The 15,452-nt window shown below is 62.8% G+C and carries 15 protein-coding genes and 1 tRNA gene; 5 read left to right on the forward strand and 11 right to left on the reverse strand.

Features of this window, described 5'->3' with window-relative positions:
- Window positions 1-61: 61 nt before the first annotated feature.
- Together WNB94_RS06270 and WNB94_RS06275 are read right to left on the reverse strand one after the other, a co-directional pair.
- Window positions 62-1,501: a hypothetical protein gene (locus WNB94_RS06270; RefSeq protein ID WP_341389127.1), complete on the reverse strand. Its 1,440-nt coding sequence runs from the start codon at window positions 1,499-1,501 to the stop codon at window positions 62-64.
- A gap of 308 nt (window positions 1,502-1,809) precedes the next feature.
- The gene (locus WNB94_RS06275; RefSeq protein ID WP_341389129.1) at window positions 1,810-4,935 is read right to left on the reverse strand and encodes an SNF2-related protein; all 3,126 of its coding nucleotides are present in this window, start codon (window positions 4,933-4,935) and stop codon (window positions 1,810-1,812) included.
- A 397-nt stretch (window positions 4,936-5,332) separates the two neighbouring features.
- Between WNB94_RS06275 and WNB94_RS06280 the strand changes: the two genes are divergently transcribed.
- On the forward strand, window positions 5,333-5,938 hold the full coding sequence (locus tag WNB94_RS06280; protein ID WP_341389130.1) for a hypothetical protein: 606 nt from the start codon (window positions 5,333-5,335) through the stop codon (window positions 5,936-5,938).
- 51 nt (window positions 5,939-5,989) lie between these two features.
- Here the strand turns inward: WNB94_RS06280 and WNB94_RS06285 are convergent, their stop codons facing one another.
- Window positions 5,990-7,027 carry a site-specific integrase gene (locus WNB94_RS06285; protein ID WP_341389131.1) on the reverse strand — a complete coding sequence of 346 codons (1,038 nt, stop codon included), beginning with the start codon at window positions 7,025-7,027 and terminating at the stop codon, window positions 5,990-5,992.
- A 121-nt stretch (window positions 7,028-7,148) separates the two neighbouring features.
- Window positions 7,149-7,224: transfer RNA gene (locus WNB94_RS06290), tRNA-Arg, on the reverse strand.
- A 144-nt stretch (window positions 7,225-7,368) separates the two neighbouring features.
- Between WNB94_RS06290 and WNB94_RS06295 the strand changes: the two genes are divergently transcribed.
- The gene (locus WNB94_RS06295; protein WP_341389132.1) at window positions 7,369-7,911 is read left to right on the forward strand and encodes a c-type cytochrome; all 543 of its coding nucleotides are present in this window, start codon (window positions 7,369-7,371) and stop codon (window positions 7,909-7,911) included.
- A 74-nt stretch (window positions 7,912-7,985) separates the two neighbouring features.
- Here the strand turns inward: WNB94_RS06295 and WNB94_RS06300 are convergent, their stop codons facing one another.
- From WNB94_RS06300 to purU, 4 genes are read right to left on the reverse strand one after another with little or no spacing between them, the layout of a single operon-like run.
- Window positions 7,986-8,546, reverse strand: a complete 561-nt coding sequence (locus tag WNB94_RS06300) for a DUF2946 family protein (protein WP_341389133.1) — start codon at window positions 8,544-8,546, stop codon at window positions 7,986-7,988.
- 9 nt (window positions 8,547-8,555) lie between these two features.
- On the reverse strand, window positions 8,556-9,557 hold the full coding sequence (locus WNB94_RS06305; protein WP_341389135.1) for a YheT family hydrolase: 1,002 nt from the start codon (window positions 9,555-9,557) through the stop codon (window positions 8,556-8,558).
- Window positions 9,558-9,588: 31 nt separating this feature from the next.
- Window positions 9,589-10,044 (reverse strand): YybH family protein, encoded by a 456-nt coding sequence (locus WNB94_RS06310; protein WP_341389137.1) that lies wholly within the window; start codon window positions 10,042-10,044, stop codon window positions 9,589-9,591.
- A 20-nt stretch (window positions 10,045-10,064) separates the two neighbouring features.
- Entirely contained in the window at window positions 10,065-10,949 is an 885-nt protein-coding gene (purU, locus tag WNB94_RS06315) for a formyltetrahydrofolate deformylase (protein WP_341389138.1), read from the reverse strand.
- A 79-nt stretch (window positions 10,950-11,028) separates the two neighbouring features.
- On the opposite strand from purU, the gene WNB94_RS06320 reads away from it, so the two are divergent.
- The 3 genes from WNB94_RS06320 (at window position 11,029) to WNB94_RS06330 (ending at window position 12,981) form a co-directional block, all read left to right on the forward strand.
- Window positions 11,029-11,643, forward strand: coding sequence for a sigma-70 family RNA polymerase sigma factor (locus tag WNB94_RS06320; protein WP_341389139.1), 615 nt, complete (start codon window positions 11,029-11,031; stop codon window positions 11,641-11,643).
- Window position 11,644: 1 nt separating this feature from the next.
- Window positions 11,645-12,337 (forward strand): anti-sigma factor, encoded by a 693-nt coding sequence (locus tag WNB94_RS06325; RefSeq protein ID WP_341389140.1) that lies wholly within the window; start codon window positions 11,645-11,647, stop codon window positions 12,335-12,337.
- Window positions 12,338-12,429: 92 nt separating this feature from the next.
- Window positions 12,430-12,981, forward strand: coding sequence for a DUF3455 domain-containing protein (locus WNB94_RS06330; protein ID WP_341389141.1), 552 nt, complete (start codon window positions 12,430-12,432; stop codon window positions 12,979-12,981).
- A 6-nt stretch (window positions 12,982-12,987) separates the two neighbouring features.
- On the opposite strand, the gene WNB94_RS06335 is transcribed toward WNB94_RS06330, so the two are convergent.
- The 3 genes from WNB94_RS06335 to WNB94_RS06345 form a co-directional block, all read right to left on the reverse strand.
- Window positions 12,988-13,203 (reverse strand): zinc-finger domain-containing protein, encoded by a 216-nt coding sequence (locus WNB94_RS06335; RefSeq protein WP_341389142.1) that lies wholly within the window; start codon window positions 13,201-13,203, stop codon window positions 12,988-12,990.
- 19 nt (window positions 13,204-13,222) lie between these two features.
- Window positions 13,223-14,149, reverse strand: coding sequence for a branched-chain amino acid transaminase (locus WNB94_RS06340; protein WP_341389143.1), 927 nt, complete (start codon window positions 14,147-14,149; stop codon window positions 13,223-13,225).
- Between the two features lie 64 nt (window positions 14,150-14,213).
- Entirely contained in the window at window positions 14,214-15,452 is a 1,239-nt protein-coding gene (locus WNB94_RS06345) for an acetate/propionate family kinase (protein WP_341389144.1), read from the reverse strand.

The raw sequence follows: 15,452 nt of genomic DNA on the forward strand, positions 1-15,452 counted from the left end.
AACAGAAATCTTTTCAGTATTCACAGCAAAATCCAAATCACTCCGAGGATGCTATCGCGTTTCATTTAGCGTACAGGTCGTCTCTGTCGAGTCTGGGGCGGACATGGACAGCGCCAAGAGCTGGGTCGTCTTCAATGTCCTTCGCGAGAGTGAGCGTCCCAAAATTGAAGGGGTCTTGTGCCAGTCCGCAGGCCACTGAGATGCGGTGGTAGCTACCAGGTGGGAACAGATGTTCCGCCACCTTGTTATGTCTGGGAATGTCCAGCATGTTGACGCGGTGGGCCACCCTTCCGACACCTCCGTCTACCGGCCCTCGGTACTCAGCCAGTGAACCGCCTCCGCCCGACATGAAAACTCTCAGCCCGTTAGCCCAGGCGGGTGAAAGCTTGTAGCGCTTTGTCTTGGTCTTTGCGACAACCGCCCTGACGAGCTTCTCCACCTCTTGCCCAAACAAGCCATCTCGGGCCAGAACCGTATCGGGCTTCAGGCTTGCTTGCCGTGCAAAAGCCTCAGCTTCCAGCGCGCATGAAATGGGATCTACGGCGCTGGCGTCCTGAGTATCCGCCCCCACCAACCGGTTTTGGAGCAGCATGTGAACGCCCAAAGGTTTGACCTCTGGTGCCCATATGGCGAACTTATCCTCACCCTCGCGGTGGATCACAGAAAACGTGACCACATCCAACGAACCGCCACCCACATCAACCAAACAGTGCAGTCCATCTGTTCTTTGCGATGACTGGACATAGCCTGCTACTTGAGCCAAAAACTCCGGGATGAGGCCTGGCTCGTCAGCCAGAGATTCAGGACGATTGGTCATCCAATCCAACACCTGGGATGTATCGGAATCGAGTCGACCGGGGACTTGATCTTGCAGGCTGAGGTGCCATGCCAAATGAACCAAGCGCAGGTAAGCAATCTTTTGCTGATCGTCTTCAAGACCATTGCTTGGCATGCCCAGGTTGAGCATCCAATTGAGGCGCTTGTGCCGCAACAAGTCACCATGCTCCTTGTAGGTCCATGAGCGAACGTATCGAATCACCAATGCGAGGAAGACCGCAGCTTCGCATATGGAGCGGCGTGACACTGCAGGCATGAGGAAAGGATGTTTGAGGTTTACCAACACCGATTCACGTGTTACACGAGGGTGCTGCCCTAAAACTGCCCGACCTCCCTCCAAGACTGAGTACTCGGTAGGGAGTGTCAACTGATCATCGGCGCTGTTCGCGCCATCCCACCGAACAGGGAAGATCGCGTCCATCAGGCCTACAGCCGCTTTGGTGTATGAAGTTCCAAAGTCAATGCCGATGAATACGTCGATGGGCGGCTGCCCGGTCCGCTCTTCGCCCAAGGACAGTTGGCGCCCCGCTTCAACCCAATCAGGTGCTTCAACGTACTGGCACTGCCGCGTCAATGCAGAGGGCCTAATGGAGCGAAAGGTGACAGGAACAGCAGGCTCTGCCTTGGGCTTCACCGCCGCGACAATCTGAGCTGACGCGGGCATGGGCGCTGCAAGCTTTTCTAGCAGCGGTCTTGCCGTTTTGGTTTGGGGCTGGGACCTGATCTGCTGCGACTTGGACACTGGCGCCGGTTGGCGTGTTCTATCGGATGATCCCCTTCGATCAAACTTGGCCCCAGACGGCTTATTGGTTGCCGACGTGGTTGTGCTGCGACGCAGCGGGTCCAGCGGCGGCCTCGCAGACTGGCTGTGCGTCACACGTTGGTCCGCCTGCCGTGGCGCGCTGCTTGGGCTGTCTGCCCTTATTGAGGCCAGGTCGCCCTTGATGGCCTTCAATTGATCTCGCCAATCTTTCATCGCCCGCCTCCCAACACGCGAATCACCCCGAAACAAACAGGAGAGTCATCCGGGTTGAGACGCTCTCTTTGGCGCACCCGCTCACGTTTGAGCTCAATGCGCGCACGAAGCTTATCGATCCGCCCCTGCGTGGCTTTGACAAGGCCATGGCGCGCCAGCGCTTTGTGCATGGCCAGGACACCCTCCAGCTTGCCCAACTGCTGATTCAGATGCTGATCAAGCCCATGGAGCTGGAACATCATCCGGTCTGCGTTTTCGTTCTGTTTGCGTTGCAGTGCACGCTGATACGCCCCTTGGATGTTTGAATCCAAGAGGTCATAAGCCTCTGCCACCACGTTAGCGGTCAAAACACTACCCGCCGCAAGCCAGTCGCGCCCATGCAGCCTGGCGGCGTTGATCAAGGCCTCAGCCGCATCCTCATCCAACAGATCTGCCGATGCCAATGGACAGGCCGCCTTCTGCAACCACTCTTCCTCGCTTACCCCAGAAAATGACCACTTACGGATGGAAAGTGCGTAGTCGCCAGGCTTTAAGGTTGGCACCTGCTCAGCGTCAATCTCAACACTCACCAGCCCGTGATGCGCTTGGCCTTTGCTTCGTTCACCAATAAAGCGCACCAATGGATGAAACTGGTGAATGGCCTCCCATCCACGGTTGCCCGACACGGTGATTTTGTTGATGAACCGGCACTGGCGAGGCAAGCCACTTCCCAAGGCTGACATCCCTGTCTGTCCGGTCCTTCGGCAGTATTCGTCAAAGTCTGCGGCCACTGCCGATGGCAACTGGATCGAATACTCATGAGGGCCACCGCTCTGTACGAACTGGTGCCCTTGCGCTTGTCTGACTAAAAAGTCTTTGACATAGATGATCAGGTCGTCTTCAGTCACACGACGAGAGACCTCTTGAGCGGCCTTGATGCGCTCCAATACCAAGCCGCCATGGGCCATCATCTGGGCGGCATTTTTCTCCAAACGCTCCTGCTCGATGCGAACGTTTTCCAGGGACTGTCGCGCTGCCTCAATAGCTCGCTCCTCCTCCTCCGGTGTCAGGCGACGCGTTAGCAGGGTGGATTCAAGGTTCTGAATCACCTCGCCTATGACGGGCTCAGGTTCGCCCAAGGCCTGCTCAAATACCCTCAGCCTTGAAAGCAGGCGGCTGAAGATGCGTTCGTCAATCGTGCCGCCATACATCAGGTTCCAGATGTGGATGATGTCGGCTTGCTGGCCAAGTCGATCGATACGGCCAATGCGCTGTTCAACGCGCATTGGGTTCCATGGCAGATCGTAGTTGATCAACAGCTTGCTGAACTGCAAGTCGACGCCCTCAGACGCGACCTCCGTCGACACCAAGACCCGGAGATCAGGCTGGTCGCGAAACTGATTGATCAGGTCTTGCTTGGACTCTTGCATGTTGCCCCACAGCAGCAGGGAAGGAATGCCAGCAGCACAGAGCTTCTCGGTCAGATACTTGGCGGTGACGCGGAAGGAAGTGAACAGGATCACCTTCTCACCTGGGGAGGCCGCAAAGTAGTCGCCCAGAACAGCCTTGAGGCGATGTAGCTTTGAGTCGTTAAGCTCAAGCGCCTGGACATCCAGATTTCTGGGGCGATTGGCCTTCAAAAAATCCTTCAACGATCCACTGACATCTTCGTATTCAAAGTCATTGGACTCGGACTCTTCGCTGTCTTCGACATACACGCTGGTCATGTCGTCAACCAACTCGGCCTGATCGCCTAACCATGCTTTGGCAAAGGCTGCAGGGCAGCTACAAACCTGCCGCTGTGGCGTTGCCAGCAAGAACCCATCTGAAATGCTGTGACGGAAGGCATAGTCACGCGTAACCTCGGTGACATGCTCATAGAAGGCACGCTCTTCTGCCGTCATGGCGACGATCTCGGCCTTGGGTTCACGCTTGGCCCTTTTCACTTGCACGTCGCGTTTGCGCGTGCGCGTGATCACATGTCCGAGCAGGTTGACACGCTCCAGGCCGGCCGCCAGCTCGGAACGATAGGATGGCTCCGCCAGGTCCGCATCTGTAGGCGGCGTGTCTCGTAATGCCGCCAGTTGCCGAGACCTTGCCAGCATGTCATGCGCAGCAGCCTCTTGGATGAAACCATTGATTTCTTCAGCCGTTGACCCGATGCGCAACGCCGCATCTCTGGCCGCCACCAAAGGCTGGTTTGCTTGAACCATCTCCGCAAAGTTTGATCGGTACTGAAAGTGGTCCGGGTCACACAGGCGCAGAAGGTGGAACAAATCCTCTCGGTCAGTGTTGATGGGAGTGGCAGACAGCAGCACCCGCTGATGCGAAACATCCCGAAGCATCTGGCCCAGTTTGTACGAGGCGCTTTCAGGATTGCGCATGTAGTGGGCCTCGTCATAGATGACCAAGTCCACCAACGGCTCTTCTTCTGCACAGCCATCCAGCAACTCCGCGAGCAGATGCCGAGACCCTGGTCTTTTCGAAGTGGCGCTGGCGCCAGACTTCCAGCCACGAGGTGGCCTCAGCGCCTGGTAACTGGCAATCCATGCCTTGGTCGGACCGAAGGCAGACGTGTTCTGAAGCTCACTGGTCAAAGTGGCTGCATCCACTATCTGAGACTCAATACCAAATCGGTTCAAGAGTTCGTCCCGCCATTTCTCCCTGAGCATGGCGGGGCAGACGATCAAAAGCCGCCGCATCTCTTCGCGTGCACGCAACTCCGTCCAGATGATGCCGGCCTCGATGGTCTTGCCCAAGCCGACCTCATCCGCAATCAGGATGCCGCTTGCAGGAGACTCCAGCAATGTCAAAAGCGGTTTGTATTGATGGGCATAGAAGTCAGTGTTGGTGACGCCCATCGAATAGACCAAGTTGGCCAACCGCCCCGATAGATGCACATGGGTGAGGTTGCGCCGTAAGTCTTCAGACCGGCCATACCGACCAGCGTCGATCTGTTGATAGATGTCGCCATCACCATCTTCGGTCAGCGCCTCCAGCAGCTCACTGGAGCAATAGTCAGTTGTGCCGTCGTGCCATCGAATGGAGTAGTACGGCACCCCATTCCGGGGCCGCTGATTGCCCGTGGCTGTGCCAACCTTACCTGGGTTGTCCTTGCGGCGAACCTGTGTCCCCTTTTCCATGCATACCTCCCTTATGCCGACCAGTTTTTATGGAGATCATCAAACGATGGAGGGACTTTACCGCCCGACCTCGCGCGTGCGCAGACGTGATCTCCATCAATGATTCATCGCTCCAAACCGATGACCCCGCGTTGCCTTCACGCGAGTAGAACTAGTTGCGCAAGGCGATTGTGCTCGCCCCCTGCACCGAACACTTTGAATCATCACAAGCTCAATACATGAGCCTGTGCTTGCGCTATACTCATCAACGGCAGCCGCCCCGTGACGGCTCGCGCGCCCACATTAGCAAAGCCGGGTTCGGCATCACGACATCAACAGTCTTTTTTTGCACTTCCTTCATTGGCGGTGACATCTGGTCGTGTGGGCCCGATCTTCTGGAACTGCCCTGGAGTGAAAGATGCAAGAACCCCTTACCAAGGGCCGCCTGGAACAATTGCGGCGGGATGCCCGTAAGCAACAGAAGGTCAGTGGCACACCGTACGTGCAGTTGCTGAATCAGTTTGCGCAGAGCATGGGCTTCGCCGATTGGGCTGACCTGCACCATCAACAGGAAAAGTCGCTGACCGCCCCCTTACCGAATTCAGAGCTGTATGCCGATCCGATTTACCAGATCAGCCAGGCACTGGAAACTTTTCTGCGTCAGTGCAGCAACTCAGACATCTATTGGCTGTGCCGTGGCGGAACACTTTGGGTGCGGCGACGCGACCTGAAGAACGGTGACCTGAGTACTCTCCACTTCGAGGTCATGGGTGCACTTGATCGAGCCACGCAAGATGAGGCGGACAACACCGGATTGCTCCTGTCCAACGACTTCGAGGGCTTCCCAGACCGGCTCGTCTTCCACGGTGACGAAGATGACGAAGGCAATCCCCTGGAGCCGCAAGAAGGCGTCCAAGAATGGTATTCCCACGAGCGCGGGCGCGAGATGCTGCTCGCGGAAGTTGAGGACCTTGCCATCGACGCGTACCACGGCAGCATCGAGCCGTATCTGATGGGTGAGTGACTAAATCCTGAAATGTGGGCAGGCCCACGGCCTGCCCGCTTCAGACCTCAATCACCCAAGCTTGGCAGCAATGTCCCCCGGCCTCGGGTGGTAGTAGCGCTTCAGCATCTGCAAGTCCTTGTGCCCCGTCACGCTGGACAACTCCAGCACGTTGCTCAGCTTCTCGGCAATGCGCGAAGTGCCTTCGTGCCTCAGATCATGGAAGTGAAAATCTTCCAGCTTGGCGCGCTTCACAGCCCGCGCCCAGGCCAGCTTGAAGGCATTGGCTGACACGTCAAACACACGCCCTTCTGGCTCGTCATCGCCCTTCAGCTCCGCCAGGATGGCCATGGCCTGCGTTGACAGGGGTACGTTCCTCGACTCGCCGTTCTTGGTCTCCGGCAGGTGCACATAGCGCTCTTCCAGGTGCACGTGCTGCCAGTCCAGCGCCAGGATTTCGCCGCGCCGCATGGCGGTGGCAATGGCCAGCTCCACAATCGGTCGCAGCCAGGGCACACGGCAACTGCGCTCACGGCCGTCGGCCGTACAGGCAGCCAACAGCCGCGCTTCTTCTGAAAGGTGGGCCTTGCCCTTCTTGGCTGGCTTCAGGCGGCGGTCACGCCCGTTTTTCACCTTGGGCCTGGCCACGCCCTGCGCCGGGTTGCGCGGCAATGCAATTTCCCACTCCTGCATGGCGTGGGCGATCACGCGCTGCAGCAGGCCCATCTCGCGCACCACGGTGGCCGGGCACACCCCGTCCACCTTCAAACGTTCGTCGCGGTAGCGGGCGATGTCGATGGGCCGCAAGTTGGCCATGGCCGTCTCGGCGAACTTGCGCCGTGCCATGGCCTTGAGCCGAGCGATTTCGCTGTCAGCGCCTCGGTGCAACGGCGAGACCTCCTCAACGTACTGGCCGATCAGGGCGGCCAGCGTCTTGCGTTCGGCCAATGCGCGCGACACGAAGGTGCCACGGCGCATCTCGGTCTCGACCTCAGCGGCCCAGGCCATCGCGTCTGATTTGCTCTCGAAAGTGCGGGCAAGCTGAGGGAATCCGGCTTTGCGGATCTTGGCTTCCCACTGGTAGTCGCCGCGCTTGTAAAAGCTGGCCATCTGTCGTCCTCCGACGTCTCCGTCATAAGCAGTGTCGGAGAATTGTCGGAAAAAGGCCTGCGTATAAATTCCAGAGCCCTTTTTGAGGGGTCTGCGGGGGCATTTGCCCCAGGCCACAGAGTGGCGCGCCCGGCTGGGATCGAACCAGCAACCCCTGCCTTCGGAGGGCAGTACTCTATCCATTGAGCTACGGGCGCAACAGGGGCATTCTAGCAGCGGCTTTGTACGGGTTACGCCACGCTGCGGCCCGACCTATAATCACCTTCTTGGCATGAGGCTTTCCGGCCACGAGCAAGGCCCCTCACTGCCGTTTTTCAACCTCCAGCGCACGACAACACCCCATGAGCCAAGCGCCCCAATCTCACGAGTCCGGCCACGAAGGCCCGATCAGCACCCCTCAGCAACTGGTGGCCGCCGTCGTGGCCGCGTTCGTGGTGCCGGTGGTCATCATCGTGCTGCTGGTCAACTACGTCACCTCCAGCGCCAAAGATTCGGCAGGCAGCGATGCCTTGTCGGCCCAGGCCGTGTCCGAGCGCATCATGCCGGTCAGTCAGGTGGACCTGAAGCTGGTTTCGGCCAACACCGGCCCCCGCTCTGGCGAAGAGATCTACAAGGCCGCTTGCGCCGCCTGCCACGCCGCAGGCGCCCTGGGTGCGCCCATCTTTGCAGATGCCGGCGCCTGGGGTGGCCGCATCGGCAAGGGCCTGGAAACGCTGGCCCTGCACGCCATCAAGGGCTTCAACGCCATGCCCCCGCAAGGTGGTGGCGAGATGTCGGACACCGAGATCACCGCCGCCGTGGTGTACATGGCCAATGCGGGCGGCGCCAAGTTTGAAGCGCCCGCCATGCCGGCCGCTGCGGCGTCTGAGGCTGCGGCCCAGTAAACACCAGGCCCCCAAAAAAAACCGGCTCTGGCAGCCGGTTTTTTCATGGGCCAGCGGCCTGAAGCCACGGCGCCTCAGCCCTGGGCTTGCGGGTGCAATTGATAGCCAAACCGCTGGGGCAGCTCGTCAAAACGACACTCGCTGAGCGTCAGGCCACTGGCCTCCAGGGCGTCGGCGGCCACGTCCATGTCCAGCGAGCGCACCAGGCCAAAGCCCGCATCGGTGTCGATGAACAGCCGGCCATGCTCGTCCAGCCAGGCAGAGCGCAGCGTTTGCGCCTCCAGGCCCGTGTGCGCCTGCCATGCGTAGGCTGCCTGGACCGGCGTGCCCGGCGTCACCTGGGTTGCGCGCCGAACGCCCCAGACCAGCGGGCTGGCCTCCAGCGTCACGTAGACCCGCTGCGGGCCGTTCTGAAAGTACCAGGCCCCCTGCTCGTCGTGCTCGTAGTTGCGCTCGATGAAGGCCTTGAGTTTGTCGTGCACCACCCGCTGTCCTTTGGACTGCGGAAACGGGCCGGCCGCCTGGGTGGGGGCGTCACGCAGGTACCAATCGCCGCGCGCGTCCAGCGCCAGCCAGTCGTGGCAGTGGGGCACATTGGGCCACTTCTTCAGCGCGGCCTTGACGATGTCATCCATGGAAGGCAATCAAAGGTGTTGAAGCAGCCATTGTCCGACGGCGTCGGGCAAGGAGGCCACATGCCCCGGGAAGCGCCCGGCAGGGAACCCGACATGACCTCCTTCGTGGGGTTGCCAAAGCGTCACCGCCGGCCCCACCTCGGCGCGCGTGGGCAAGCTCCAGGCCGGCACCATCGGGTCGTTGCGGGCGTTCAGCAGCAGCGTTGGCACATGCTTCATGCGCCGCAGATGGGGTTTGGCCGAACACCGCGCCCAATAATCTTCGGTGCTGGCAAAGCCGTGCACCGGCGCCGTGAACGCGTTGTCGTAGGTGTAAAAGTTGTGCGAGGCTTGCAGCGCCTGGGCATCAAACAAGCCGGGGTGCTGGGCCAGCTTGCCCATGGCCTTGTCCTTGAGGCTGCGCAAAAACATCCGGGTGTACAGGCGCCCCGACAGCCCGCTTGACAGGGCCTTGGCGCTGGCCTCCAGGTCCAGCGGCGAGCACACGGCCACCACGGCACGGGCCTTTTGCAAGGCCGCGTCACCAGCCTCTTGCGCCCAGCGCATCAGCATGTTGCCGCCCAGCGAGATGCCCACCGCGACGATGGGCCCTGCGTGCGCCTGGGCCAGGCGGCCCAGGATCCAGTCGATCTCGGCGTGATCGCCCGAGTAATAGGTACGGGGCGCCAGGTTCAGCTCGCCCGAACAGCCCCTGAAGTGCGGCACGACGTAGTCCCATCCACGCGCATGGGCCCACCAGGCGAAAGCACGCGAATAATGACTTTGCGACGATCCCTCCAGCCCGTGGAAGAGCACCAGCAGGGGCCGACCGGCGCTCGCCTCGGCGGCCGGCAAGTGGTCCACATCGATGAAATCGTCGTCCGGGGTGCGCCAGCGCCGACGCTGGTATTGAACCGCCTGATCGCGGCGATCAGGGTGGGCCAGGCTGGCCAGCGCGGGCCAGATCGTCTGCACATTGCCGGCCAAAGCGCCCTTGCCGGCCAGCCACAAGGGGGCAACGTAGTGCTGCATGCTCACTCCTGAAAACACCCAGGGCAAGAACTCAATGCAGCATGTTACGCGGCTCGGAAATGTCGGGTAAATCGTTGGGCAATCCGGGGCTGGCATGGTGGGCCACCATGCGCCAGCCATGGCCGGTGCGCACGTACACGTTGGTGGCCATCACGTAGGCGGTCTCCCAGCCTTTTTCGGTCAGGGCCTGGATTTTTTCGGTGACGTGGTGCACGGCGCACACCGCCGTCTCAAGGCGACGCACATGCTCGATGGTGGCGTGCACGGGCCCATGGGCAAAGATGGCTTCAAAGCCCGCCCTCACCGCGCCCGGCCCCACCATGCGCGGCCCGCCGGGGTGCACGCAAGCCACCTCATCGTCGTCGGCCCACAAGGCCATCATGCGATCGACGTCGCCCTGTTGCAGCGCCTCGTAGAACGAGGCTTCGGTTTCGTCGGCCGTGCTCATCAAGGCGGCCTGGGCCTGGCGTGTGCGTGGGTCGGTCATGGGGCCCTCAATGAATCACGTCAGCGGAAGACCACCGTCTTGTGGCCGTTCATCAGCACGCGGTGCTCGGTGTGCCATTTCACGGCACGGGCCAGCACCACACACTCCACATCGCGGCCCACGGCGGTCAAGTCCTCGGGGTCGAGCGTGTGGTCCACGCGGGCCACATCCTGTTCGATGATGGGGCCTTCGTCCAGATCGGCCGTCACGTAGTGGGCGGTGGCCCCGATCAGCTTCACGCCACGCGCATGCGCCTGGTAGTAGGGCTTGGCGCCCTTGAAGCTGGGCAGGAAGCTGTGGTGGATGTTGATGGCCCGGCCCTTGAGGAAGGCGCAGAACTCGGGGCTGAGGATCTGCATGTAGCGCGCCAGCACGACCAGGTCGATGGCCTCCTGGTTGACCAGGGCCTCGACCTGCTGCTCTTGCGCGCGCTTGACCTCGGCCGACGAGCCGGTGGGCAGCGGCAGGTGATGAAAGGGAATGCCGTAGCTGGCGGCCAGCTCGGCGTAATCGGGGTGGTTGGACACGATGCCGGGGATGTCCACCGGCAGCCAGCCCGAGCGCCAGCGAAACAGCAGGTCGTTCAGGCAATGGCCATGCTTGCTGGCCATGATCAGCACCCGCGGGCGGCGCGACAAGGCGTGGATGTGGGCGTCCATGCCGAACTGCCCGCGCACGTGCGAGAACAATTTGCCCAGCGTGTGCGGATCGGCCAGGTGCTCAGGCGCCTCGAAGTGCACGCGCATGAAAAACAGCCCGGTGCTGTCTTCGGCCAGCAGGTCACCGAACTGCTGCGAATCGATGATGTTGCAGCCCGCCTGGTACAGCAGGCCCGACACGGCATGCACGATGCCCTTGGCATCCGGACATGACAGGGTGAGGACGAATTCGTTGGCGAGCTTCATGGTGGGGGCATTGTAGGCGGGCCCCATGACCACGGCGCTTCTTCCTACAATGGCGCATCTCATTCGTTGCGGGAGCCGCATGGCCGATCACGACCTGTCTGCGCGCCAGCACCTGCTGGCCGATCTCTTGTCCCGAACGGCTTTGGGCGAACGTGTGGCTTTTGACACGCTGTACCGCAGCACCAGTGCGCATCTGCTGGGCGTGATCCTGCGTATCCAATCAGACCGGGCCCAGGCCGAAGACGTGCTGCAAGAGGTGTACGTCAACATCTGGCGCTCGGCGCAGAGCTTCAACCCGGCCCTGAGCCAACCCACGACCTGGCTCAACAGCATTGCGCGCAACCGCGCCATCGACAGCCTGCGCCGCCGCCAGACCTCGCCCCAGACCGTGAGCTCGGTGATCACGCACGCCGACGATGAGGAGACCGACATGCTGAATGCCTTGCCTTCGGACGCCCCGGGGCCGCTGGACCTGCTGGAGCAGGCCTCTGAGGCCATGGCCCTGCAAGACTGCATGGCGCAGCTCAACAAAGACCAGCGCCAGAGCCTGGCCCTGGCCTACTACCAGGGCCTGAGCCACAGCGAAGTGGCCGAGCAGTTGCGCCAGCCGCTGGGCACGGTGAAGAGCTGGGTGCGCCGGGGCCTGCAGGGGCTCAAGAACTGCCTGGAGCGGGCCTCGCTGGCCCTGAGCTGAGATGGACTACAGCCGTCCCGAACTGGCCGACCGTCTGGCCGCCGAGTACGTGCTGGGCACCTTGCGCGGCCCGGCCCGTCGTCGCTTTGAAGCCTTGGTGCCGGCCCACCCGGCGCTGAGGCGCGCCATGCTGGACTGGCAGCGCCGTGTGGACGCGCTGTCGGTGTCGGTGCCCGAGGTGACGCCATCGCCGAGGGTGTGGCAGGGCGTGCAGCAGCGCCTGTTCCAGCACACGGTGCAGCCCATGGTGCGCTGGTGGCAAAAGCTGGTGCTGTGGCAAGCCGCGGCCGGCATGGCCGCCGTGGCCGCCATCTCGCTGGGGGTGGTGTTGAGCCAGCCCCCCGTCACGCAGCCGCCCATCGTGGTGGTGATGGCGGCGCAGCCTGATGCGGCCAAAGCAGGTGTGCAACCCGTGGCTTTTGTGGCCGGTGTCAGCCCCGACGGAGCCCACCTGGTGCTCAAGCCACTGGACGACACGCAGCAGCGCTACCTGAACCGCGCGCTGGAACTCTGGGCGGTACCGCCCTCGGGTGCGCCACGTTCGCTGGGCCTGCTGGCGGCCGATGGCACGGCCAAGATCAAGCGCGCCCATCTGCTGGACGACACTGCCGCCTTCGCGGTCAGCGTCGAGCCCCCGGGAGGCTCTCCCACCGGGGCGCCGACCGGGCCGATCATTTCCGTGGGCGCCTTGTGAGCCCGGTTGCATCCAAACGCGGTCGACCTGCGTAAAGGCTGGGGTGGGCGCCATCGGGGCGCCCCTTCACCCTCACTCATCAGGAGACTGCCATGCACACCACCGTCCGTCGCGCCCCCCTGGCCGCCTTGGCCCTGTTCGTTCTGGCCGGCTGCGCCTCCACCTACCAGCCCGCCACCGTCAACAACGCCACACTGCCCGAGGCCGTGCGCGTGCCCGACGGGCATCGGCAGACGGCGTGGACGGTGGGCAAGGGCGAGATCACGTACGAATGCCGAGCCAAGGCCGATGCCCCGGGGCAGCATGCCTGGGCGTTCGTCACGCCAGTGGCCACGCTGAGCGACGCCTCGGGGCAAACGGTGGGCCGCTATTACGGGGGCCCGACCTGGGAAGGCCGCGATGGCTCGATGGTCAAGGGCAAACAGGTGGGATTGGCGCCTGCGCCGGCGGGCAACATCGCATGGCAACTGGTGCAGGCTACCCCCAGCAGCGGGCAGGGCCTGTTCGAAGGCACCAGCTACATCCAGCGCCTCAACACCCGGGGCGGCGTCGCCCCCCAGGCATCGTGCACGGCCAGCAACCAGGGCCAGCGCATGCAGGTGGCTTACCAGGCCGACTATGTGGTGTACAAGCCGGCGCGATGAGCCCGGTCAGTGACCGTGGTAATGCTCGCCGTCTTTGAGCTTGTAGACGGTGCCGCAGTAGGGGCACCGTCCTTCGCCGGTCTTGACCACATCGATGTACACCTTCGGGTGGTGGTTCCAGATCGGCATCTTGGGGTTGGGGCAGAAAACCACGCCGGGGCCTTGCAGCTCGGCGGCGGTCACTTCCACAACGGCCTTGGGGGCGTGGGTGGCGGTGCTCATCTCAGCGTGCTCCGGAAGTTCAACGAACAGGGGTCAGCCACTCGGCGTACTTGGCATTGCGGCCATTGACGATGTCGAAGAAGGCCGTCTGGATCTGCTCGGTGATGGGGCCACGGTAGCCACGGCCGATCTCGATGCGGTCCAGCTCGCGGATGGGCGTCACTTCAGCGGCGGTGCCGGTGAAGAAGGCCTCGTCGGCGATGTACACCTCATCGCGGGTGATGCGCTTTTGCACGATCTCCAGGCCCAGGTCTTTGGCGATGTGGAAGATCGTGTTGCGGGTGATGCCATTGAGCGCACCGGCCGACAGGTCGGGCGTGTAGATGACACCGCCCTTGATGATGAACAGGTTCTCGCCAGCACCTTCAGACACGAAACCGGCGCTGTCCAGCAGCATGGCTTCGTCGTAGCCGTCGTCCGTGGCCTCCATGTTGGCCAGGATTGAGTTGGTGTAGTTGCTCACCGCCTTGGCCTGCGTCATGGTGATGTTGACGTGGTGGCGGGTGTAGCTGGAGGTCTTGACGCGGATGCCGCGCTTCAAGCCTTCTTCACCCAGGTAAGCGCCCCAGGTCCAGGCGGCCACCATCAGGTGCACCTTGGCCCCCTTGGGGCTGACGCCCAGCTTCTCGGAGCCCAGCCAGACCAGCGGACGGATGTAGCCGCTCTCAAGCTGGTTGGCCTTGACCACGTCGATCTGTGCCTGCTCGATCTGCTCGATCGTGAACGGCATGGGCATGCGCAGGATCTTGGCGCTGTTGAACAGGCGCTCGGTGTGCTCACGCAGGCGGAAGATGGCCGGGCCGTTGACCGTGTTGTAGGCGCGCACGCCCTCGAACGCGCCGCAGCCATAGTGCAGCGTGTGGGTCAGCACGTGGACCTTGGCGTCGCGCCACTCCACCAGTTGGCCGTCCATCCAGATCTTGCCGTCGCGGTCATCCATCGACATGGGGGAAATCCTTTCGCATCGAACCCTTGATTGTAGCGCTGCGCGGCGTGCGCGCAGGCAGGGTTCAGCCCCCCACCAGGCGGGCGGTGTGGCGGGCAATCATCAGCTCTTCGTTGGTCGGCACGACCCAGACCGCGACCCGGCTGTCGGCCTGGCTGACGCGTTCCACCCGCCCATCGGGCAGGCCCACGGCCTTCGCATTGGCCGCCAGGTCGGGGCGTACGCCCAGCCAGGCGGCGGCCTGCATCACCCGTTCGCGGATGGGGGCGGCGTTTTCGCCCACGCCGGCGGTGAACACGATGGCGTCCACACCTTGCAGCACCGCCGCCAGCGACCCCAGCTCGCGGGTGATGCGGTGCACATACAGGCCCAAAGCCTCACGCGCGGCCTGCTGACGGGCAGGCTCGGCGGCATCGGCTTCGGCGGCCAGCAGCGCACGCATGTCGGACGACAGGCCCGACACGCCCAGCAAGCCCGACTGCTGGTACAGCATGCGCTCGATCTGGCGGGCGTCCATGCCTCGCTCGTCCATCAACCACAACAGCACCCCGGGGTCGATGTTGCCGCAGCGCGTGCCCATCATCAGCCCGTCCAGCGCGGTGAAACCCATGCTCGACGCCAGGCTGCGCCCGCCCTGCAGCGCGCAGATGCTGGCGCCGTTGCCCAGGTGCAGCACCAGGGTGCGGCCCTGGGCGGCGCGCTCGTCCACCGCCGGCAGTCGTGAGGCGATGTACTCGTAGGACAGGCCATGAAAGCCGTAGCGGCGCACCCCGGCATCGTGCAGTTCGCGCGGCAAGGCAAAGCGTTGTGCCTCAGGCAGGTTGCTGCCATGAAAAGCCGTGTCAAAGCAGGCCACCTGGGGCAAGCCCGGCTGCAGGCGCCTGAGGGCGCGCACGGGCGAGAGGTTGTGAGGCTGGTGCAGCGGTGCCAAGGGCACGAGGGCGTCCAGCTCATCCAGCAGCGCATCGGTCAACACCGCCGGCGCCAGGTGGGCCGGCCCGCCATGCACGATGCGGTGGCCCACGGCGTACACGGCTCGACCGTCCAGCCATCGGGGCAAACACGACAGCACGCGGCCCAGGCCGTCGTCATGGCTGATGGCCTGGGCCGCGGGCCAGCGTTCGTCCAGCAGCACGTCTCCGTGGCGCTGACGCACCAGCAAACGCGGGTGGGTGTGCAGCTCTTCCAGCACACCGTGAATGAACGGGTGCTCTGCCCATTCGGTGAACACCGAGAACTTCAGGCTCGACGACCCGGCGTTGACGACCAGCAGCGGCCCGGGCAGTGGCGGCAGCTCACTCAT

This window comes from Aquabacterium sp. A3, assembly GCF_038069945.1.
Lineage (GTDB): Bacteria > Pseudomonadota > Gammaproteobacteria > Burkholderiales > Burkholderiaceae_C > Aquabacterium.

Bases quoted from the DNA above. Each gene is read 5' to 3' on its own strand.
- WNB94_RS06270 (WP_341389127.1), bottom strand. From the start codon at position 1,501: ATGCCCGCGTCAGCTCAGATTGTCGCGGCGGTGAAGCCCAAGGCAGAG.
- WNB94_RS06340 (WP_341389143.1), bottom strand. From the start codon at position 14,149: ATGTCGATGGATGACCGCGACGGCAAGATCTGGATGGACGGCCAACTG.
- WNB94_RS06305 (WP_341389135.1), bottom strand. From the start codon at position 9,557: ATGCAGCACTACGTTGCCCCCTTGTGGCTGGCCGGCAAGGGCGCTTTG.
- WNB94_RS06275 (WP_341389129.1), bottom strand. From the start codon at position 4,935: ATGGAAAAGGGGACACAGGTTCGCCGCAAGGACAACCCAGGTAAGGTT.
- WNB94_RS06300 (WP_341389133.1), bottom strand. From the start codon at position 8,546: ATGGATGACATCGTCAAGGCCGCGCTGAAGAAGTGGCCCAATGTGCCC.
- WNB94_RS06335 (WP_341389142.1), bottom strand. From the start codon at position 13,203: ATGAGCACCGCCACCCACGCCCCCAAGGCCGTTGTGGAAGTGACCGCC.
- WNB94_RS06325 (WP_341389140.1), top strand. From the start codon at position 11,645: ATGGACTACAGCCGTCCCGAACTGGCCGACCGTCTGGCCGCCGAGTAC.
- WNB94_RS06310 (WP_341389137.1), bottom strand. From the start codon at position 10,044: ATGACCGACCCACGCACACGCCAGGCCCAGGCCGCCTTGATGAGCACG.
- WNB94_RS06345 (WP_341389144.1), bottom strand. From the start codon at position 15,452: ATGAGTGAGCTGCCGCCACTGCCCGGGCCGCTGCTGGTCGTCAACGCC.
- WNB94_RS06330 (WP_341389141.1), top strand. From the start codon at position 12,430: ATGCACACCACCGTCCGTCGCGCCCCCCTGGCCGCCTTGGCCCTGTTC.
- purU (WP_341389138.1), bottom strand. From the start codon at position 10,949: ATGAAGCTCGCCAACGAATTCGTCCTCACCCTGTCATGTCCGGATGCC.
- WNB94_RS06295 (WP_341389132.1), top strand. From the start codon at position 7,369: ATGAGCCAAGCGCCCCAATCTCACGAGTCCGGCCACGAAGGCCCGATC.
- WNB94_RS06320 (WP_341389139.1), top strand. From the start codon at position 11,029: ATGGCCGATCACGACCTGTCTGCGCGCCAGCACCTGCTGGCCGATCTC.
- WNB94_RS06280 (WP_341389130.1), top strand. From the start codon at position 5,333: ATGCAAGAACCCCTTACCAAGGGCCGCCTGGAACAATTGCGGCGGGAT.
- WNB94_RS06285 (WP_341389131.1), bottom strand. From the start codon at position 7,027: ATGGCCAGCTTTTACAAGCGCGGCGACTACCAGTGGGAAGCCAAGATC.